Source organism: Hyphomicrobiales bacterium, assembly GCA_016710435.1.
Taxonomy (GTDB): domain Bacteria; phylum Pseudomonadota; class Alphaproteobacteria; order Rhizobiales; family Aestuariivirgaceae; genus Aestuariivirga.
In genome coordinates this window covers 735672-756280 of record JADJVV010000001.1, presented here as the reverse complement: position 1 = coordinate 756280, position 20609 = coordinate 735672, and the positions used below count along the sequence as shown (strand labels likewise).

The 20609-nt window shown below is 62.6% G+C and carries 22 protein-coding genes; 9 read left to right on the top strand and 13 right to left on the bottom strand.

The window, feature by feature from the left end; translation table 11 throughout:
• Nucleotides 1-12 precede the first annotated feature (12 nt).
• Nucleotides 13-465: an NfeD family protein gene (locus IPM06_03675; protein MBK8769515.1), complete on the top strand. Its 453-nt coding sequence runs from the start codon at nt 13-15 to the stop codon at nt 463-465.
• Between the two features lie 97 nt (nt 466-562).
• Here the strand turns inward: IPM06_03675 and IPM06_03670 are convergent, their stop codons facing one another.
• A complete protein-coding gene (locus IPM06_03670) occupies nt 563-1798 on the bottom strand; it encodes an aminopeptidase (GenBank protein MBK8769514.1) in 1236 nt (411 codons plus the stop codon).
• A 139-nt stretch (nt 1799-1937) separates the two neighbouring features.
• On the opposite strand from IPM06_03670, the gene IPM06_03665 reads away from it, so the two are divergent.
• Nucleotides 1938-2945 (top strand): zinc-binding alcohol dehydrogenase family protein, encoded by a 1008-nt coding sequence (locus tag IPM06_03665; protein ID MBK8769513.1) that lies wholly within the window; start codon nt 1938-1940, stop codon nt 2943-2945.
• Here the strand turns inward: IPM06_03665 and fabI are convergent, their stop codons facing one another.
• The 11 genes from fabI to IPM06_03610 form a co-directional block, all read right to left on the bottom strand.
• Nucleotides 2946-3746 carry an enoyl-ACP reductase FabI gene (gene fabI / locus IPM06_03660; protein ID MBK8769512.1) on the bottom strand — a complete coding sequence of 267 codons (801 nt, stop codon included), beginning with the start codon at nt 3744-3746 and terminating at the stop codon, nt 2946-2948.
• Between the two features lie 7 nt (nt 3747-3753).
• Nucleotides 3754-4968 (bottom strand): beta-ketoacyl-ACP synthase I, encoded by a 1215-nt coding sequence (gene fabB, locus IPM06_03655; protein ID MBK8769511.1) that lies wholly within the window; start codon nt 4966-4968, stop codon nt 3754-3756.
• A 91-nt stretch (nt 4969-5059) separates the two neighbouring features.
• Nucleotides 5060-5575: a 3-hydroxyacyl-[acyl-carrier-protein] dehydratase FabA gene (gene fabA / locus IPM06_03650; protein MBK8769510.1), complete on the bottom strand. Its 516-nt coding sequence runs from the start codon at nt 5573-5575 to the stop codon at nt 5060-5062.
• An 87-nt stretch (nt 5576-5662) separates the two neighbouring features.
• Nucleotides 5663-6625: a type I pantothenate kinase gene (locus tag IPM06_03645; protein ID MBK8769509.1), complete on the bottom strand. Its 963-nt coding sequence runs from the start codon at nt 6623-6625 to the stop codon at nt 5663-5665.
• Nucleotides 6618-6944: a phosphoribosyl-ATP diphosphatase gene (locus tag IPM06_03640; protein ID MBK8769508.1), complete on the bottom strand. Its 327-nt coding sequence runs from the start codon at nt 6942-6944 to the stop codon at nt 6618-6620. The genes IPM06_03645 and IPM06_03640 overlap by 8 nt, the downstream gene beginning before the upstream one ends.
• Nucleotides 6944-7714 (bottom strand): imidazole glycerol phosphate synthase subunit HisF, encoded by a 771-nt coding sequence (hisF, locus tag IPM06_03635; protein ID MBK8769507.1) that lies wholly within the window; start codon nt 7712-7714, stop codon nt 6944-6946. Before hisF ends, IPM06_03640 begins: the two co-directional genes overlap by 1 nt.
• Entirely contained in the window at nt 7714-8463 is a 750-nt protein-coding gene (locus tag IPM06_03630; protein MBK8769506.1) for a glucose 1-dehydrogenase, read from the bottom strand. The genes hisF and IPM06_03630 overlap by 1 nt, the downstream gene beginning before the upstream one ends.
• Nucleotides 8460-9191, bottom strand: a complete 732-nt coding sequence (hisA, locus tag IPM06_03625) for a 1-(5-phosphoribosyl)-5-[(5-phosphoribosylamino)methylideneamino]imidazole-4-carboxamide isomerase (protein MBK8769505.1) — start codon at nt 9189-9191, stop codon at nt 8460-8462. The genes IPM06_03630 and hisA overlap by 4 nt, the downstream gene beginning before the upstream one ends.
• Nucleotides 9191-9841 carry an imidazole glycerol phosphate synthase subunit HisH gene (gene hisH / locus IPM06_03620; GenBank protein ID MBK8769504.1) on the bottom strand — a complete coding sequence of 217 codons (651 nt, stop codon included), beginning with the start codon at nt 9839-9841 and terminating at the stop codon, nt 9191-9193. Before hisH ends, hisA begins: the two co-directional genes overlap by 1 nt.
• On the bottom strand, nt 9841-10434 hold the full coding sequence (gene hisB / locus IPM06_03615) for an imidazoleglycerol-phosphate dehydratase HisB (protein MBK8769503.1): 594 nt from the start codon (nt 10432-10434) through the stop codon (nt 9841-9843). Before hisB ends, hisH begins: the two co-directional genes overlap by 1 nt.
• 75 nt (nt 10435-10509) lie before the next feature.
• Complete coding sequence (locus tag IPM06_03610) at nt 10510-11235, bottom strand: FadR family transcriptional regulator (protein MBK8769502.1); 726 nt, start codon at nt 11233-11235, stop codon at nt 10510-10512.
• Nucleotides 11236-11421: 186 nt separating this feature from the next.
• On the opposite strand from IPM06_03610, the gene IPM06_03605 reads away from it, so the two are divergent.
• From IPM06_03605 to IPM06_03575, 7 genes are all read left to right on the top strand, one after another.
• Entirely contained in the window at nt 11422-12468 is a 1047-nt protein-coding gene (locus IPM06_03605) for a sugar-binding protein (GenBank protein ID MBK8769501.1), read from the top strand.
• 160 nt (nt 12469-12628) lie between these two features.
• Nucleotides 12629-14164 carry a sugar ABC transporter ATP-binding protein gene (locus IPM06_03600; GenBank protein MBK8769500.1) on the top strand — a complete coding sequence of 512 codons (1536 nt, stop codon included), beginning with the start codon at nt 12629-12631 and terminating at the stop codon, nt 14162-14164.
• Nucleotides 14146-15363 carry a sugar ABC transporter permease gene (locus tag IPM06_03595; GenBank protein MBK8769499.1) on the top strand — a complete coding sequence of 406 codons (1218 nt, stop codon included), beginning with the start codon at nt 14146-14148 and terminating at the stop codon, nt 15361-15363. The genes IPM06_03600 and IPM06_03595 overlap by 19 nt, the downstream gene beginning before the upstream one ends.
• A 218-nt stretch (nt 15364-15581) precedes the next feature.
• Nucleotides 15582-16742, top strand: a complete 1161-nt coding sequence (locus IPM06_03590) for an extracellular solute-binding protein (protein ID MBK8769498.1) — start codon at nt 15582-15584, stop codon at nt 16740-16742.
• Between the two features lie 150 nt (nt 16743-16892).
• The gene (locus IPM06_03585) at nt 16893-17978 is read left to right on the top strand and encodes an ABC transporter ATP-binding protein (GenBank protein ID MBK8769497.1); all 1086 of its coding nucleotides are present in this window, start codon (nt 16893-16895) and stop codon (nt 17976-17978) included.
• A 65-nt stretch (nt 17979-18043) separates the two neighbouring features.
• Complete coding sequence (locus IPM06_03580; protein MBK8769496.1) at nt 18044-18988, top strand: ABC transporter permease; 945 nt, start codon at nt 18044-18046, stop codon at nt 18986-18988.
• A complete protein-coding gene (locus IPM06_03575) occupies nt 18985-19860 on the top strand; it encodes an ABC transporter permease (protein MBK8769495.1) in 876 nt (291 codons plus the stop codon). Before IPM06_03580 ends, IPM06_03575 begins: the two co-directional genes overlap by 4 nt.
• 171 nt (nt 19861-20031) lie before the next feature.
• On the opposite strand, the gene IPM06_03570 is transcribed toward IPM06_03575, so the two are convergent.
• Entirely contained in the window at nt 20032-20490 is a 459-nt protein-coding gene (locus IPM06_03570; GenBank protein MBK8769494.1) for a hypothetical protein, read from the bottom strand.
• Nucleotides 20491-20609 lie beyond the last annotated feature (119 nt).

The following is a 20609-nucleotide window of genomic DNA, read 5'->3' as shown; positions in this document are numbered from 1 at the left end:
AAGGATACGTCCATGGGTGATCTCTTCCCTCTCCTCGGCGACAACTGGTTCTGGTTCGTCGTCGGCCTTGCGCTGCTCATTGGCGAGTTGCTGATGCCGGGTATCTTCCTCCTGTGGCTTGCCATCGCGGCGGGGCTTACGGGCTTCGTCAATGCGGCCTACAATATGAGCTGGCAGGGTGAACTTGCTGTTTTTGCAGTTCTTTCCATCATCCTTGTGATGGCGTCCTGGCGATATGTGCGGGGTCAGCACCGGCCCAAAAGCGACCAGCCCGACCTGAACCAGCGCCAGACCGGCTACATCGGCCGCCGCACCACGCTGCTCAAGGCAATCAGCAACGGCTCCGGCAAGGTGAAGATCGATGACAGCGTGTGGGACGTGACAGGCCCCGACATGGCGCAGGGCACACCCGTGATCGTGACCGGCGTGAAAGATGCGACGTTGCAGGTGAAGGCGGTGGACTGAGGCGTGGGTTGCACACCCCTTGAGGCCCGCTGCGTGGGCTCCTCAGGGTGAGGACCATTTGTAATTGTCTACCCGGCGATCTATTTCACCTGCCTCTTCACGCCACCCATTCGCCGTTGCGCATCAATGCTTCCGCCTTCCCGTCCTTCGTCACGCCATCGACGTTCAGTTCGCCCGAGCCGATCATCCAGTCCACGTGGATGAGTGAGGTGTTCATGCCGGCGGCGAGTTTCTGTTCTGCCGACATCTCCGCCGTGCCTTCCATGTTCTGGGCGTAGGCCTGGCCCACGGCGATATGGGAGGCGGCGTTTTCATCGTAGAGGGTTTCGTTGAAGACGATGCCGGACGCCGAGATGGGCGAGGAGTGCGGCACCAGCGCCACTTCGCCGAGGCGGGCGGCCCCTTCATCCGTTTCGATCATCTTGCGGAAGACGTCGCCGCCCTTTTCCGCCGTGCCTTCGACGATCCGTCCCTTCTCGAAGCGTACCGAGATGCCGTCGATCAGCGAGCCCTGATAGGAGAGCGGCTTTGTCGACCGCACGATGCCGTCGGCGCGCTCGCGGTGCGGCATGGTGAAGACTTCTTCCGACGGGATGTTGGGATTGCAGAGAATGCCGTTGCGCGCCGTCGATGCACCACCCGCCCAGACGTGATTGTCGACGAGGCCGAGGGTGAAGTCCGTTCCCGGGCCTTTGTATTTCAGCGCGGCGTAGCGCTTTGCGTTCAGCATTTGCACGCGGGCATGCAGCGCCGCGTTGTGGTCTTTCCATGCGGCGACGGGATCAGGCTGGTCGGCGCGGGTGCATTTGAAAATGGCGGCCCAGAGGGCGGCGAGCGCCTGTTCCGGCGGCAGCTGGGGGAAGACCGACTTCGCATGCGAAGGCGTCGCCGCCGAGACGACGCACCAGTTTGTGGCAAAGCCCGTGATCTGCTCGATCACCGGCTTGTAGGCCCTGGAGCGGGCGCGGTTGGCACGCGAGACGTGTTCCGGGTCCTCCTTCGACAAGAGGGACGGGTCCTCGCCGATGATGGCGAGGCGTGCCGTGGAACCATCGCGGAAGGCCTCCGCCATGCCGTTGAACAGCCAGCCGGGAGCGGCATCAAAGGCAGTTTCCGCCCCGTGGCGGAAGCGCATGAGCGAGGTCTGTTCGTCGCTGTAGAGCGTGGTCACAAGAGAAGCGCCCGCCTTGTAGGCATGGAAGGTGACGCGGCGCACCAGGTCCACGGCCTCCAAAGGCGCCGTCATCAGCACCTGCTGTCCCGCCCGCACGTTGAGGCCGGAGCGGATGATGAGTTCGGCATACCTGTCGAGAAGCTGGTCGTGGCTGGTCATGGTGCACTTTCACTGAAGCTGGTTTCAGGTGAATTATCGCGGCTGTTGTCACGGGGCGCAACGATTGTGTTAGGGTCGCAGCCTGATATTCGGGCTTCCACATTCTTCTTCCTGCCCCTGCAATTTCTGGAGTTTCTTCATGCGCGCTGCCGGCTACGTCACGTCTCTCCCCGTCACGGACCCCAAGGCGCTGGAGGATGTGACCGTGCCTGAACCGGTGGCCACGGGCCACGACATTGTTGTCGATGTGAAGGCCGTCTCTGTGAACCCGGTCGATACCAAGGTGCGCAAGCGCTCTGCTCCTGCGGCGGGGCCAAAGGTGCTGGGATACGATGCAGCGGGCGTTGTGCGCGCCGTCGGTCCGGATGCGGCGGGGCTGTTCAAGGTGGGCGATGAGGTCTGGTATGCGGGCGCCATTGACCGCCCGGGCAGCAACGCGGAGCGGCAGGCTGTCGATGCCCGCATCGTGGGCCACAAGCCGGCGTCGCTCGATTGGGCAGAGGCCGCTGCTCTGCCGCTGACCGCCATCACGGCCTGGGAGATGCTGTTCGACCGGCTGGACGTGGCGCGGCCTGTGCCTGGTGCCGCAGCTGCGATCCTGATCATCGGCGGGGCCGGTGGCGTGGGTTCCATTGCCATCCAGCTGGCGCGGCAATTGACCGGCCTCACCATCATCGCCACGGCGTCACGGGCGGAAACGCAGGCGTGGTGCCGCAACATGGGTGCGCATCACGTGATCGACCACAGCCAGCCGTTGACGCCGCAAATTGCGGCACTCGGTGTCGGAGCGCCTGGCCTGGTCTTTTGCACCAGCAATGCCCAGCCCTATGGACCGGACATTGCCGCTCTCATTGCCCCGCAGGGACGGCTTGGATTGATTGCCGACGGGCTCGACATGTCGCCCTTCAAGACGAAGAGCATTTCCTTCCACTGGGAATTCATGTTCACGCGGCCCGTGGAGAAGACCGCCGACATCAGCGAGCAGGCGCGGCTTCTTGATGCGGTGGCGCGCCTCGTGGACGACGGCAAGCTCCGCACGACGCTCACGAAACGCATGGGCAAGATCAACGCGGCCAACCTCATCGCGGCGCACGCGGCGCTGGAAGAAGGCCGCATGATCGGCAAGCTGGCGCTTGAGGGTTGGTGATCAGACCTTGGCGAGGTCTTCAGGCCGCGGCATCGAGATGATGTTGTAACCGGAATCCACGTAATGGATTTCGCCAGTGACACCGCCGGACAGCGGCGAGAGCAGGTAGACGGCCGAGCCGCCCACTTCATCCAGCGTGATCGTGCGGCGGAGCGGCGCGTGCGCATGCTGGTAGTTGAACATGGCGCGGGCATCGCCCACGCCGGCGCCTGCGAGGGTGCGCATGGGGCCTGCGGAAATCGCATTCACGCGAATTCCCTGCGGGCCAAAATCGGCGGCGAGATAGCGGACGCTGGCTTCCAGCGCCGCCTTGGCCACGCCCATCACATTGTAGTTCGGCATCACGCGCTGTGAGCCGCCATAGGTGAGGGTGAGGATCGAGCCGCCGTCGGGCATCATCTCGGCGGCGCGCTTGGCGATTTCCGTGAAGGAGAAACACGAGATCACCATTGTGCGGGAGAAATTGGCGCGCGTCGTGTCGGCGTATTTGCCCTTCAACTCGTTCTTGTCGGAGAAGCCGATGGAATGGACGAGGAAGTCGATCTTGCCCCACTGCTTCTTCAGTTCGGCGAAGGCGGCATCGACGGAGGCAATGTCTTCCACGTCGCAGTTGATCAGGATCTTCGAACCGACGCTTTCCGCCAACGGCGCCAGACGCTTGCCGAACGCCTCGCCCTGGTAGGTGAAGGCCAGTTCCGCCCCATGCTTCGCCAGGTTCTGGGCGATGCCCCAAGCGATCGAATGATCGTTGGCCACACCCATTACGAGGCCGCGGCGGCCCTTCATCAGTCCGTCGGTCATGTTCTGCTTATCCGTTGTAACGTTGGAAGACGAGGGTGGCATTGGTGCCGCCGAAGCCGAAGGAGTTCGACATCACGGTATCGACCTTGGCGTTGTCCACCCGCTTGCGCAGGATGGGCACACCTTCGAATGCGGGGTCGAGTTCCTCGATGTTGGCGCTCTCGCAGAGGAAGCCATTCTTCATCATGAGGAGGGAATAGATCGCCTCCTGCACGCCGGTTGCTCCGAGCGAATGGCCGGTCAGCGACTTGGTAGAGGAAATCGGCGGAATCTTCGCGCCAAAAACCTCGCGGATCGCTTCGATTTCCTTGGCATCGCCCACGGGCGTCGAGGTGCCGTGCGGGTTGATGTAGTCGATCTCACCCTTCACGTCCTTCATGGCCATGCGCATGCAGCGTACAGCACCTTCGCCCGAGGGGGCGACCATGTCGTAGCCGTCGCTCGTGGCGCCATAGCCCACGAGTTCGCCGTAGATTTTGGCGCCACGCGCCTTGGCGTGCTCAAGTTCTTCGAGAACGACGACGCCAGCCCCGCCGGCGATCACGAAGCCGTCACGGTTCTTGTCATAGGCGCGGGAGGCGGAGGCCGGCCGGTCGTTGTATTTGGACGACATGGCGCCCATGGCGTCGAAGAGTACCGAAAGAGTCCAGTCCAGTTCCTCGCCGCCACCGGCGAACATCACATCCTGCTTGTTCCACTGGATCATTTCGGCGGCATTGCCGATGCAGTGGGCCGACGTGGCGCAGGCGCTGGAGATCGTGTAGTTCACGCCGCGAATGCCGAACGGCGTGGCCAGCACGGCCGAGTGGGCCGAGGACATCGATGGCGGCACGGCGAAGGGGCCGACGCGCTTTGGGCCTTTCTCGCGGGTGGTGTCGGCGGCGGCAACAATTGTCTTGGTCGAGGGGCCGCCCGAACCCATGATGATGCCGGTGCGCTCGTTCTTGACGTCTTTTTCTTCAAGGCCTGCATCGGCGATGGCCTGTTGCATGGCCACGTAGTTCCAGGCCCCGCCATCTCCCATGAAGCGGCGGGCGCGGCGGTCCACGGTATCGAGATCGTAATGGGGGGCACCATGCACCTGGCAGCGGAACCCCAGTTCCCTGTACTTGTCGGCCGAGACAATGCCCGACTTGGCCTCACGCAGGGAAGCAGTCACCTCCTGCACATTGTTGCCGATCGAGGAGATGATCCCCATGCCTGTGACGACGACTCGCCGCATTCTCTTCACACTCCGTGGAACAATGAACCGGTCTTCACCGTCTTCTAGCAGGACGGCGCGGGCCATTCCATGCGTTAAAAGGGGCCGTCCCCTACTTGGCTTCCGGCTGGAACAGGCCGACCTTCATGTCGGTCACCTGATAGATGGGTTCGCCATCGGCTTTCATCACGCCGTTGGCGACGGCGAGCTTCAGCTTGCGGAGGATCAGGCGGGTGACATCGACCTCATAGGTCACGGTCTTGACCTTGGGCGTCACCATGCCGGTGAACTTCACTTCGCCCACGCCGAGGGCACGGCCCTTGCCGGGTTCGCCCAGCCAGCCGAGGAAGAAGCCCGTCAACTGCCACAGCGCATCGAGACCGAGGCAGCCGGGCATCACGGGGTCGCCCTGGAAATGGCAGGGGAAGAACCAGAGATCGGGCTTGATGTCGAATTCGGCGACGACCTTGCCCAGCCCCGACGAGCCGCCATCCTTGCTGATCTCGGTGATGCGGTCGAACATCAGCATGGGCGGCAACGGAAGCTGCGCGTTGCCGGGGCCAAACAACTCGCCCCGCCCACAGGCCAGAATTTCTTCGTAGGAATAGGATGGTTTTCCGATCGGCATGATGTGCGTGAGCCCCTGTTTTTCCCTTGGTTAGCATGTCGCCCGCCCGGAACGCAAAGCAAGCAGGTTGACGTTGAACAGCTTCCCCTACAGCCTTCGCAGGAAGACGCTCCGGACCATGTGGTCGGTGCCCTTGCGCAGCACCAGGTCGGCGCGGGGGCGGGTGGGGAGGATGTTTTCTTTCAGGTTCACCAGGTTGATGGCGTTCCAGATGCGCGTTGCTGTATCGCGCGCCTCGTCGTCGCTCAGCTTGGCGTAGCGGTGGAAGTAGGACCTGGGGTTCTGGAAGGCGCCGCTCCGCAGGGTGAAAAAGCGCTCGATGTACCAGCTCTTCAGGTCGGATTCTTCGGCGTCGATGAAGATCGAGAAATCGAAGAAGTCGGAGGTGTTGGGAATGCCGCGGCCATCGCGGGGCGGGCGGCCCGTCTGCAGCACGTTGATGCCTTCGACGATGAGGATGTCGGGCTGGTCCACCACCTGCGTCTGGCCGGGGATCACGTCATAGGTGAGATGCGAATAGACCGGCGCTTCCACATCGCGCTCGCCGGACTTGATGTCGGACATGAAGCGGAGGATGCGCTGGAGGTCGTAGGACTCGGGGAAGCCCTTGCGCTGCATCAGGCCCTCACGGTCGAGCACGGCGTTGGGCAGGAGGAAACCATCAGTGGTGACAAGGTCCACCTTCGGATGCGACGGCCAGCGCGACAACAGCCGGCGGAGGATGCGCGCCGTGGTGCTCTTGCCGCTGGAGACGCTGCCCGCGATGCCGATCACATAGGGCACCTTCAGATCGCGGATGTGGAGGAACTGGTTGGAGGCGTGGAACAGCTTCTGGCTGGCCTGCACATAAAGATTGAGCAGGCGCGACAGCGGCAGATACACTGCCTCCACTTCCGCAAGGTCGATCTTGTCGTTGAGCGAGCGCACCTCGTCGAGGTCGGCGCTGGTCAGCGTCATGGGCGTGTCGGCGCGGAGTTCGGCCCATTCGCTGCGCGAGAAGCGGCGGAAAGGAGAGACTTCGCGGGCGAAGTCCTCGGCGAGGTCAATCATGCGGGCGGCTTGCCTTTTCCGCGAGGCCCGAGGTGCCTTCGCGACGCTTCAACTCGTCCATCACGGCCGATGGCGACACGCCGGCGGCCTGCAGCAGCACCAGCAGGTGATAGAGAACATCGGCGGCTTCTTTCGTGACCTCGGCCTTGTTCTTCTCAACGGCGGCGATCACCAGTTCCACCGCTTCCTCGCCCAGTTTCTTGGCGCATTTGTCCACGCCCCTGGAGAGCAGCTTCGCGGTATAGGAAGAGTCGGGGGAAGAGAAGGCCTTGGCCTCAATCTCCTTGGCGAGAATTTCCAGCTGGCTGAATGTTGTCATCACGAACCCGCTGCCATGCGGACGGGTATCCCCGCCTTCGCCATGGCTTCCTTTGCCTGGGCAATCGTAAAGGTTCCGAAGTGGAAAATCGAGGCGGCGAGCACCGCCGTGGCGTGGCCTTCCGTTATACCTTCGGCCAAGTGGTCGAGCGTGCCTACACCACCCGAGGCGATCACGGGGATGGTCACAGCATCGGCGATGGCGCGGGTAAGGGCGAGGTTGAAGCCCTTGCCGGTGCCGTCGCGGTCCATGGAGGTGAGCAGGATTTCGCCTGCTCCAAGTGCTTCCACCTCGCGGGCGAATTGCACGGCGTCGATGCCGGTTTCCTTGCGCCCGCCATGGGTGAAGATTTCGTATTTTCCGGGCGAGACTTCCTTGGCGTCGATGGCGACGACAATGCACTGGCTGCCGAACTTCCCGGCCGCGTCCTTGACGAATTGACGGTTGGCGACGGCGGCGGAATTGATCGAGACCTTGTCCGCGCCCGCCAGCAAAAGGGCGCGAATATCTTCGAGTGTGCGCACGCCGCCACCCACGGTGAGCGGCATGAAGCAGGCTTCGGCGGTGCGTGTCACCACGTCGAGCATGATGCCGCGGCCTTCGTGGGTGGCCGTGATATCGAGGAAGCAGAGTTCATCGGCGCCGGCCTTGTCATAGGCCTTGGCTGCTTCCACGGGATCGCCGGCATCGACGAGGTTCACGAAGTTCACGCCCTTGACGACGCGCCCGTCCTTCACATCGAGGCAGGGGATGACACGCATCTTCAGCATCAGCGGCCTCCCGCCACGCGCAATGTCGTGCCCGTGATGTAGCTTGCGGCATCGCTGGCGAGGAAGAGAATGGCTTCCGCCATTTCCTCCGCCTTGCCAATGCGCTGCATGGGAATGCCGGGGCGGATGCGTTCGACACGGGCGGCATCGCCGGTGGAGCGCTCATGGATTTCGGTTTCGGTCATGCCCGGCGTCACGGAGACGACCCGCACGCCCTCCATCGCCACTTCCTTGGCGAGGCCGGTCGTCAGGGAATCGATGGCGCCCTTGCTGGCGGCATACCAGACATATTCACCGGGGCTGCCCAGCAGGGCGGCGGCGGAGGAAATGTTGACGATGACGCCGCCCTTGCCGCCGTTTCGCGTCGAAAGGTGTTTCACCGCCTCGCGCGCCACGTAGATGGCGCCCGTGGTGTTGATGGCGATGGTATCGGCGATCACCTGCGGGTCGGCCTGATCGAGGCGGCTCGACTTGCCAGTGATGCCGGCATTGTTCACGACGACATCAATGGCACCGAAGCTGAGGATTGTTTGGCGGAACAGGCGCTCGATGTCGCCGAGCTTTGCCATGTCGCCCTGGAAGGCCAGCGCCATGCCGCCATCGCTGCGGATGTCCTCGCACAGGGCTTCGGCTGCGGCGCGGTCGGCGACATAATTCACGACCACACGGTAGCCGCGGCTTGCCGCCATGCGCGCCGTCGCCGCCCCGATGCCACGGCTGCCGCCGGTGATGAGCATCACTTTTGTCATGTGGCCTCCGCGATGAGTTTCAGGGCTTCGCCTGCATTGATGCGTCCGTCGTAGAGGGCGCGGCCGGTGATGGCGCCTGCGAGATTGCAGGCGTCAGGTTGCACCATGCGGCGAATGTCGGCGAGCGAGGCAAGCCCGCCCGAGGCAATCACCGGAATGGAGACGGCATTGGAGAGCGCGATGGTAGCATCCCAGTTGATGCCGGTGAGCACGCCGTCGCGGTCGATGTCGGTGTAGATGATGGCGGCGACGCCCGCGCCTTCGAAGGTCCGCGCCATTTCGATGACGCCGAGCGAGGAGGCCTCGGCCCAGCCTTCGACCGCCACCTTGCCGCCCTTGGCATCAATGCCGACGGCAACCTTGCCGGGGAAAAGGCGGCAGGCTTCCTTCACCAAGGCCGGATCACGTACGGCGATGGTGCCGAGGATGACGCGGGCAAGCCCTTTCGACAACCAGCTTTCGATGTGGGCCAGCGTACGGATGCCGCCACCCAGTTGCACAGGATTTTTCGTCGCCTTGATGATCGCTTCCACTGCGGCACCATTCACCGATTGTCCGGCGAAGGCACCGTTGAGATCGACCACATGCAGCCAGCGGAATCCCTGCTGCTCGAAGTCGCGTGCCTGCGCGGCGGGATCCTCGTTGTAGATGGTGGCCTGGTTCATGTCGCCCAGCTTCAGGCGCACGCACTTGCCGTCCTTCAGGTCGATGGCGGGAAAGAGGATCATCAGGGCTTCCAGCGCAGGAAATTGGCGATGAGGCGGAGGCCCAGTTCCTGGCTCTTCTCGGGATGGAATTGCGTGCCCACCAGATTTTCATAGCCGACGATCGCGGTGACGGCGCCGCCGTAATCGGTCGTGGCGATCAGGTCTTCCGGCAGCGTTGGCTGGAGGTGATAGGAGTGTACGAAATAGGCGTGCAGGCCACTTTCGCCCGTGGCGATGTCCTGCATCACGGGATGGCCGGAGTGGAGCTTCAGCGTGTTCCAGCCCATGTGCGGGATCTTCAGGGCGGGGTCATCGGGGGTGATGCGCACCACGTCGCCCGCCACCCATCCCAGGCCTTGCGTCGTCTGGTGTTCCAGCCCGCGCGTGGCCATCAACTGCATGCCGACGCAAATGCCGAGGAATGGGCGGCCGCGCGCGATCACCTGCTGTTGCAGAACCTCGCGCATGCCCTCCACGGCATTCAGGCCGTCGCGGCAATCCTTGAAGGCACCGACGCCCGGCAGCACGATGCGGTCGGCGGTCGCCACCTCGTCGGCCTTGTTGCTGACGATGATCTTGCCCTTGATGCCGTTGTCCGCCGCGGCGCGCTCGAAGGCCTTGAGGGCCGAGTGGAGGTTGCCGGAGCCGTAGTCGATGATGACGGTCTTCATCATCCGGCGAGCGACCCCTTGGTGGAGGGAATGCGATCCTTCTGGCGCGGATCGATTTCAAGGGCGTCGCGGAGCGAGCGCGCCAGCGCCTTGAAGCTGGACTCGGCGATGTGGTGGGCGTTGCCGCCCGCAGTGTTCTCGAGGTGCAGCGTGATGCCTGCGTTCATGGCAAAGGCCTGGAACCATTCGCGCACCAGTTCTGTGTCGAAGTCGCCGATCTTGTCGCGCGGATACTCGCAATTGAAGACGAGGAAGGGACGGCCCGAGACGTCGATGGCGACGCGGGTCAGGGTTTCGTCCATGGGCAGGTCGCAGGAGGCGTAGCGGCGGATGCCCTTGCGGTCGCCCAGGGCCTTGGCCACGGCCTGGCCCAGGGCAATGCCCGAATCCTCCACCGTGTGGTGGGCGTCAATGTGCAGGTCGCCCGTGGCCTTGAGGGTGATGTCCATGAGAGAATGGCGGGCCAGTTGCTCCATCATGTGGTCGAAGAAGCCGACGCCCGTCTTCACGTCATAGGTGCCGGTGCCGTCCAGGTTGACCGTGCAGGTGATGCCGGTTTCGGTTGTCTTGCGGCTGATGGTGGCTGTGCGCATGGCTTTTCCCGCTGTTTCGCGGCTGCGAGATAGCAGAACAGCCAAGCCCCGTCACCCCTGCGGTTGTGCAACCCGTTAACGCTTTTTCCGGGGGGCGGGATAGACCTTGATGATGGTGTCGGTGTCGGCCAGCAGGTCCAGCATGGCCTTGCGGGCGGCGGGGCCGTCAGCGGCGGTCACGGCGCGGACGATGTTCTGGTGCAGTTTCAGGGCGCGGTTGAAATGGGGGTTCTTGCGGGTGGTGTAATCGAACAGGTTGGTCAGCGCCTGTTCGATGATGATGGAGAAGGGCACCAGAAGTTCGTTGTTGGCGCAGGCCAGCAGGGCCTCGTGGAATTCCACGTCGGCGGCCACCATCGCCTGGGCTTCACTCGCCGTCGCCATGCCGTGGCAGGCCGCGGCGAGGCGCTCCAGTTGCAGGGGCGTGTGCTTGCGCGCGGCGAGTTCGGCGATGCCGGGCTCGACGAGACGGCGGGCTTCCTGGGTGGAGGCGAGGAAGGCCTTGCGGTCCATGGCGGCGCGGTGCCAGGCCAGCACGTCGCGGTCCAACATGTTCCAGCGGGTCCGGGGCTCCACGCGCGAGCCGATCTTGGGGCGGGACTGGATCAGGCCCTTGGCGGTGAGGCTCTTGATGGCTTCGCGCACGGCGGTGCGGCTGGCGTCATAGGTCCGTCCCCACTCCGCCTCGTTGGGCAGGAGTGCGCCCGGCGTGAACTCGCCACTGAGGATGCGCTCGCCGATGGCGCGTTCGATCTTGGCGTGAACGTTGCCGCTGGACCTGGTCTTGCCTCTGCCGCTCATGTTGCGCTGCCGCAATTGTCCCTTCGCAATTGTCATACAAGGGACGGGCTATTTGTCATACAAAATTCTTGATCAGTTTTTGACGTGCCACTAAGGTCCGGCCTCAAGAACCGCGCAAGCCCGGCATAGGGCCAGGCACAGCGGCTCTTTCAGGGAGGACTACTCGTGACAAACCGCAGACATTTCATGATGGCAACCGTTGCCGCTGCCGTCATCGCCGCGGCTGGCCCGGCATTGGCCGAAGGCAAGGGCCTGATCGGCATCTCCATGCCGACGAAGTCGTCGACGCGCTGGATTTCCGACGGTGAATCCATGGTGAAGGAATTCACCGCGCTCGGCTACGACACCGATCTCCAGTATGGTGAAGATGACATTCCCAACCAGCTCGCCCAGATCGAGAACATGGTCACCAAGGGCGCCAAGGTCCTGATCATTGCCGCGATCGACGGCTCCACGCTCTCGGACATCCTCAAGAAGGCCCACGAAGCCGGCGCCAAGGTGTTCGCCTATGACCGCCTGATCACCAAGACGGGCGACGTTGACTACTACACCACGTTCGACAACTTCGGCGTGGGCGTGCTGCAGGCCAACTCGCTGGTGAAGGGCCTCAAGGAGCGCTTCCCGAGCGTGAAGCCGTGGAACGTCGAGCTGTTCGGCGGTTCGCCGGACGACACCAACGCCTTCTACTTCTACGACGGCGCCATGTCGGTGCTGAAGCCGCTGATCGACTCGGGTGACATCGTCATCCCGTCGGGCCAGATGGGCATGGACAAGGTCGGCACGCTGCGCTGGGACGGCGCCGTGGCGCAGGCCCGCATGGATAACCTGCTGTCGGCCAACTACACCGACAAGAAGGTCCACGGTGTTCTCGCCCCTTATGACGGCCTGTCGCGCGGCATCATCTCGTCGCTCAAGGGCGTGGGTTATGCACCGGGCGCCGAAATGCCGATCGTCACCGGCCAGGACGCCGAAGTGCCGTCGGTCAAGGGCATGATGGCCGGCGAACAGTATTCGACCGTGTTCAAGGACACGCGCGAACTCGCCAAGGTCACGGCCAAGATGGTGGACTCCGTGCTGCAGGGCAAGGAACCCGAAATCAACGACACCAAGACCTACAACAACGAAGTCAAGGTTGTACCGTCCTATCTCCTCACGCCGCATGACGTGGGCAAGGACGACATCCAGAAGCTCCTCGTCGACTCGGGCTACATCAAGGCCGACGACCTGAAGTAAGACGTCATGGAAGCGGGCCCTGCAAGTTCACTTGCGGGGCCCGCCTTTTCATGTGTAGCGTTGCGCGAAGCACGCAAGATGCAAACAGCGCAAGATGCGGCGCAAAGCTGGTCCGCCGGATGGCCGGACGCGCTGCAGGGGTGGGAGGACCGGGATGGGCATGCAGCCGATCCTTGAAATGAAGGACATCACCAAGACGTTTCCCGGCGTGAAAGCGCTGACGAACGTCAATCTCTCGGTCATGCCGGGGGAAATCCATGCCGTGGTGGGCGAGAACGGGGCCGGCAAGTCGACGCTGATGAAGGTGCTGTCGGGTGTCTATCCGGCGGGCAGCTATGAGGGCGCCATCCAGTTCGAAGGCGCCGAGCGGCGCTTCCACACCATTGCCGACAGCGAGAACACCGGCATCATCATCATCCATCAGGAGCTGGCGCTGGTGCCGCTCCTTTCGATTGCGGAAAACATCTTCCTCGGTCATGAGCCGGCGACACGCGGCGTCATCAACTGGTATGAAGCCTTTGCCCGCACGCGCGAACTCCTCGACAAGGTCGGGCTGAAGGAACATCCCAACACGCTCATCACCAACATCGGCACCGGCAAGCAGCAACTCGTCGAGATTGCCAAGGCGCTGAACAAGAAGGTGAAGCTGCTGATCCTGGACGAACCCACGTCCAGTCTCAACGAGACCGATTCCAACGCGCTCCTCGAATTGCTCAAGGGTTTCCGGGCGCAGGGCATTTCCTCGATTCTCATCACCCACAAGCTGAATGAAGTCACCAAGGTCGCGGACCGCATCACGGTGTTGCGCGACGGCATGACGGTGGACACGCTGGATGCCCGCACGGGCACCGTGGACGAGGACCGCATCATCAAAGCCATGGTCGGCCGTGAACTCACCGACCGCTTCCCGCCGCGTCACGCCAAGATCGGCCATCCGATCTTCGAGGTGAACGACTGGAGCGTCTATCACGCGCTTCATGCCGACCGGCAGATGATCAAGAATGTCAGCTTCCATGTGAAGGCGGGCGAAGTCGTCGGCATCGCGGGGCTGATGGGGGCAGGGCGCACGGAACTTGCCATGTCGGTGTTCGGCCGCGCCTATGGCCAGAAGATCACCGGCGAGGTGAAGCTGCACGGAAAGCCCATCGATGTCTCGACGATCCCCCGCGCCATGGACGCGGGCCTCGCCTATGCCACCGAGGACCGAAAGACCTATGGCCTCGTGCTCATCGACCACATCAAGCACAACGTCACGCTGGCCAATCTCGAAGGCGTGTCGAGCCGCGGCGTCATCAACGACCTGCACGAGCTTTCGGTAGCCAACAAGTACCGCAAGGACCTGGGCATCCGTTGTTCCGGCGTGTTCCAGACGACAGTCAACCTCTCGGGCGGCAACCAGCAGAAGGTGGTGCTGTCGAAGTGGCTGTTCTCGGGGCCCGAGGTCCTGATCCTCGACGAGCCGACGCGCGGCATCGACGTCGGCGCCAAGTATGAAATCTACGAAATCATCAACCAGCTCGCCGAAAGCGGCAAGGCGGTGATCGTGATCTCCTCTGAAATGCCGGAACTGCTCGGCATCTCGGACCGCATCTACGTCATGAACGAAGGCCGATTTGTTGCCGAAATGCCTGCCAGGGACGCCAGCCAGGAAAAGATCATGCGGGCCATCATGAAATCATGGGACACTTCACAATGAGCGACGCCGCCACCCCCGCCCTGCCCAAGCCGGATCTCCTGCGCTTCGTGAAGGCCAACATCCGCGACTATGCCTTGCTGCTGTCGCTGCTCGCCATCATGATCTTCTTCCAGTTCACCACCAACGGCACGTTGTTCAAGCCGGTGAACATGACGAACCTCATCCTGCAGAACAGCTACATCGTCATCATGGCGCTGGGCATGCTGCTGATCATCGTGGCGGGGCATATCGACCTGTCGGTGGGGTCCGTCTCGGGATTCATCGGCGCCGTCGCGGCGGTGATGATGGTCAACTGGAAACTCGATCCATTCTCCACCTCGATCGCCTGCATCGCGCTCGGCGCGTTGATCGGCGGAACGCAGGGGTATTTCGTCGCCTACTACAAGATACCGGCCTTCATCGTGACGCTTGCCGGCATGCTGATCTTCAAGGGCCTCGCGCTCACGGTGCTGGGCGGCGCTTCGGTCGGTCCGTTTCCCAAGGAGTTCCAGTTGCTCTCGTCCGGCTTCGTGCCGGACGGCCTGGCGCTGACTTTCGCGGGCGGCCCGTTCAATTTCGTGGCGCTGCTGATCGGTGCGGCCGTGACGGCGCTGATCATCTATTTCAACGTGAAGGAGCGGCGCAGCCAGCAGGCGCATGGCGTTGCCGAGGAACCGGATGTCATCTTCCTCGGCCGCAACCTGCTCATCGCCGTGGCGCTTCTGGGCTTCACCTTCCTCATGGCGCAGTACAAGGGCCTGCCCAACGTGCTGATCGTCATGTTCGCGCTCATCGCGCTGTTCGTGTTCATCACCACGCGGACAACCTTCGGGCGGCGCATCTATGCCATGGGTGGCAATGAAAAGGCGACCAAGCTCTCCGGCATCAATACCGAGAAGCTGACCTTCCTGATCTTTGTCGTCATGGGGGCGCTGGCTGGCCTGGGCGGCCTCATCTTCGCGGCCCGCCTCAACGTGGCGACACCGAAGGCGGGGGCGGGCTTCGAACTGGAAGTGATCGCGGCCTGCTTCATCGGCGGGGCGGCGGTGACGGGCGGCGTCGGCAAGATCGTGGGCGCCGTCATCGGGGCCTTCATCATCGGCGTCATGAACAACGGCATGTCGATCATGGGCATCGGCATCGACTGGCAGTTCGTCATCAAGGGCGCGGTCCTGCTGCTGGCCGTGTTCCTGGACGTCTATTTCAAGAACAAGTCCTAGCGCCCGTTGGACAAGGCCGTCCGGATGCCCCTCGCCACACCGGGGGGAATGCCCTTGGGCCAACCTGGGTCAGGGGCTGGGGCCAGTGAAAACGACCCCATTGCCGGAACGTCACATCGGCGTCATAGTGTGTGAATAACTCAGCCAGAAACCGGGTTAACCGGACCTATGGGAGTTTACGATTGGCATTGGGCCAATCCCAGTTTGGAGGAACAAACATGAGCAAATCCAAATCCACGATGGAGCTGCTGAAGGCTGCCCAGCTTTCGCGCCGTACGGTGATGAAGGCTGCTGCTGCCACGGGCGCAATGGGCTTCGCTGCGCCCTTGCTGTCGCAGAATGCGCTGTCGTCGTCGGGCGAACTCAATCTCCTGATGTGGTCGGACGAATTCCCCGGGGACGTCATCCCGAACTTCGAGAAGGCCAGCGGCATCAAGGTGAACCAGACGCCGTTCTCGCAGAACGAAGAACAGATCAACAAGCTGCAGGCCACCGGCGGCGAAGGCTTCGACCTCTGCCAGCCCACCGTGAACCGCGCCCCGCAGTTCAAGGACATCGACGTCACCGCAGCCTATGACATGAACAAGCTGAAGAACACGGGCGCCATCCTGCCGTCCATGATGAAGGCTTCGGAAGACCTGTGGAAGTGGGAAGACGGCCTGCATCATTTGCCGCACTGCTGGGGTTCTGAAGCCCTGTCCTTCCGCACTGATCTCTACAAGGGCGACCTGAGCAAGCTTTCCTATGGCTCGCTGTGGGCAGACGACGTGAAGGGTCACACCCAGGGCCGCGGCCATTCCTTCCTGCTGACCATCGGCTTGTGGTGGGATGCCGAAGGCAAGATGGCGACCAACCGCATGCTGGACGGCTACAAGGACGAAGACAGCTTCAAGAAGGCTTGGGACCCGATCCTTGCCTTCGCCATCGAGCACAAGAGCTGGGTGAAGCAGTTCTGGGATTCCGCCGACAATACCAAGTCGGGCCTCATGGAAAACGACGTGTGGCTCGGCCAGACGTGGGACGGCCCGCCGCTGACCCTCAAGAAGGAAGGCAAGCCCGTGAGCTACCAGGCTCCGAAGGAAGGCGCCATCGTGTGGATCGACGGCATCACCATGACGAAGGCTGCCAAGAACGTCGACCAGGTCTACGAGTTCCTCAACTACCTGCACACGCCGGAAGTCTCGGCCATGGTGTCGGACGGTTCGAACTACAACCCGGTCATCCAGGGCGCCGATGCCAAGACGTCGGACGCGTTCAAGAAGAACTTCCAGGAAGCCTATCCGGGCGACGCCTTGAAGAACCTCTGGCCGTGGCCGGCTGAGCCGTCGTGGTATGCGGAAATCCGCAGCCAGTACACGGACAAGTTCAAGGCCGCCTGATCCGGGCCAAGCCTGCTCACATCGAGCCAGTCCCTCCGGGGGCTGGCTTTTTTGTTGGCGCAAAGTGGTCCGGTGGATTGTCTTGATCTTTCGCCACGTTCCGTGGAAAGTGCATTCCAAAGCGAAAAATAAACGCGCAGGGGAATCTTTATGAGTGCAGGCGTCGAGCTTGACCACGTCACCGTGAAGTTTGGAAATTTCACGGCGGTGAATGATGCCACGCTCGATATCAAGGGCGGTGAGTTCTTCTCGTTCCTTGGGCCGTCGGGCTGCGGCAAGACCACCATCCTGCGCACCGTGTCTGGCTTCCTCGATCCCACCGGTGGCCGCGTGCGGATCGGCGGGCAGGACATGGAAGGGATCGGCCCCAACAAGCGGCCAACGGCCCTCATCTTCCAGAACCTGGCGCTGTTCCCGCTCATGACGGTTGCCGACAACATCGCCTACGGCCTTCGCGTGCGCGGCATGTCCAAGGCCGAGCGCATGAAGAAGGCGGATGAACTCCTGCACATGATCGCGCTGCAGGGGCAGGGCCAGAAGCTGGTCAGCGAATTGTCGGGCGGCCAGAAGCAGCGCGTCGCCATCGCGCGCGCGCTGGCGGTGCAGCCCAAGGTGCTGCTCCTCGACGAGCCGCTCTCGGCGCTCGATCTCAAGCTCCGCCAGCACATGCGCACCGAGTTGCGCGCCATCCAGCAGCAGGTCGGCATCACCTTCATCTACATCACCCATGACCAGGGCGAAGCACTCACCATGTCGGACCGCATCGCCGTCATGAGCGACGGCGTGATCGAGCAGGTGACTGACGGCAAGACCGTCTATGATGATCCCTCGACGCCGTTTGTCGCGTCCTTCGTGGGCGAGAACAATGCCTTCCCCGGAACAGTGGTGGCGGCGGATGCCAGCGGCGCCATGATCGAAACGGCCTTCGGGCCGTTGCGCGGGCGCAATCCCAAAGGCCTGAAGAAGGGCGACAAGGCCATTCTCTTCGTGCGGCCGGAAGCCTTGCGGCCCGGCAAGTCGACGGCAGACACGAGTTTCGCCAGCCCGGTGCTGAGCGTCGCCTTCGAAGGCAACATGACTCATCTGTTCCTGAAGGGTCCCGCGAAGAAGGACATCATGATGACAGTGGCGCGCCACAGCGGGGCGAAAATCCCGGCTCAGGGCAGCACAGCGGCGGTGCATTACGAACCCATCCACGGCCTTGCCCTGCCCGAGGGCAAGATGGCGCGCGAGTAACCGCCATGGGCAGCCGCGGTTTCGTTTTCATCATCCCCGTCATCGTCATCGCCGCCTTCTGGCTGATGGCGCGCTGGGAGGAGCGTCACTTCCACGACCCGACGCACAAGGGCTATTTCGAACGCAACGGCGTCATGCTCGGCACCGCCTTCGTTGTGCTCGTCGTGTTCTGGACGTTGTTCCTCGTGACGCTGCCCTATCTCTACATGGTGGTGGAAAGCTTCCATCCGCAGTTGCCGGTTCTGCAGCGCGGCGGGCCCAAGGATTTCCTGACGGTTGCGCAATACAAGTCCTTCATCATCGATCCCACAAGCGACGAAGTGAACTGGCCGCACATCAACGCCTTCTGGATCTCGATTCTCATTTCGGCGCTGGTCACTTTCATCAACCTGGTGATCTGCTATCCGCTGGCATTCTACATGGCGCAGACGGGCGGGGCGCAGAAGGTGCGCCTCCTGATGATGGCGCTCATCGTGCCCTACTGGGTCAACGAAATCCTGCGCGCCTTCGCGGTGCGCGTCATTCTCGCCGCCAAGGGGCCGCTGAATCTTGCCCTCATGGGATCAGGCCTCACCAGCGAGCCCATCGATTTCCTCGGCAACAACACAGGCCTCTACGTGGGCCTGTCCTATGCCTACCTGCTGGTCATGATCTTCCCGCTCTACAATGCCATCGAAAGCCTGGACAAGAACCAGATCGAGGCGGCACGCGATCTCGGTGCGCCCTTCTGGAAAATCCATCGCGACGTGGTGATCCCCTACGCCAAGCCCGGCATCGCGTCTGGCTGCACCATGGTGTTCATGCTTGCGGCGGGCTCGCTTGCGGCACCGCTGTTCCTCGGGGGCCCACGCACGCAGTGGTTCACCCTCAAGGTCTATGACTTCTTCTTCCAGACCTTCAACTGGCCGCGTGGCTCGGCCTACGCCTTCATCCTGCTGGCGGCCTGTATCACGCTGGTGATGATCATGCTGCGCCTCTTCAAGGTGAAGCTCGGGGAGGCGATCCGATGACATCCTCCACGCTGCGCAAGGCCATGATGGTCTTCTACACCGCGTTGTTCTTCCTCTACCTCTTCGGGCCGCTCATCTTCATGTCGGTCACGGCCTTCAACACCTCGTCCTATCCGCAGGCCATCCCCTTCGAGGGCTTCACCACGGAATGGTTCGGCAAGCTGGTGCATGACCGCCAGATGATGGAGGGACTGCTGAACTCCATCATCATCGGCGTCGGTGTCACGGCGCTTTCGGTACCGGTCGGGCTCGCCGCGGCGATCCTGATGAACCAGATCTACCATCGCGCCCGCGGACTGTTCTATCTCATCACCATTTCGCCCATGCTCACGCCCGGCGTCATCATCGGCATTTCCACCGTGATCTTCTGGAAAGACATGATGGGGCTCACGGCGGTGACCAAGGCGCTGTTCTACAAGGGCATCATCCTCACGATCTTCGGACAGGCGAGCTTCGTCTCGGCCTATTGCCTGCTCATCATCATGGCGCGGCTGGCGCGTTTCGACCGTTCGCAGGAAGAAGCCGCACTCGACCTCGGCGCCTCTTATCCGCAGGTGTTCTGGCATGTGCTGCTGCCGTTCCTGAAACCGGCGCTCGTTTCGGCGGGCGTCATCGCCTTCCTGTCATCGTTCGAGAACTTCAACACCACGACCTTTTCCATCCTCGCCGACAAGACGCTGGTGACAGTGCTTGCAGGGCAGGTGCGGCAGGGCACGACGCCCGCACTTTCGGCGCTGGCGGTGATCATCATCTCGCTCTCGCTTGTTGGTGCAATCATCTATGAATTCATGAAGCGGCGCGAAGAAGCAGCAACCGAGCAGATGAAGGAAAACGCCCGGCTCGCCGAACGGGGCGAACTTGCGGTCGCCTGAACCTCTTTCAACGGCGTCTTCCACCTTTCCCCCAACGCGGTTGGGGGGCTGTCACTCCGTGACTGACGGGTTGCTGCGGCTGATGATCAGACCGCTCTCAGTCCCCTCCGCCCTTCGCGCACCTTCCCGGCAGAGCCGGTCAAGGGGTGGGGGCCCGGATTGAGGCGGGACTTATGGCAGCAGAGTACAAATGCCCGAGAGGCAAATCTCCCCGCCACTGCATTCACTGTTGGTCACGCACGCCTGGGGGCCGGGGGCAGGTTTCCGGCTCTGCTTGGTGTTGGACCAACCAGTGCTCAGCTGCACTTTCTTCTGCAGGAAATCATAGCTCAGCATTGGCGTCACATGGGTGAAGTTGTAGCCGGCGCCCACGTCTACGCCGAACTTCTGTTCGGCCCAGGGATAGAAGGTCACGCCCGCACCGAGCACAGGATTGTTCTCGTGGCGGTTTGAAATGATCTTGGCGGTCAATCCGACATCGGCGGATGAAGGACTCGATCCTCCGAAGGCAAAGGCCATCCCCACGCTCACCCCGGGCTGGTCAAAAACATCGTCGCTCCAGCTTGGCGCTCCACCCAGCGGCGCGAGGACAAGTCCCAGCACCAGCGCCATTCGCCCCACTGCGGCCATTGCAATCTCCCTCAGCGCCCCCGGTGCTTGTGGGTTATTCCGTGCAGTCCCCCCGTGTCGTGCACCATACCGAGACGACTCGCGGGCCTGCAAGAAAAACTGCGCCAACCGCAGCTGTC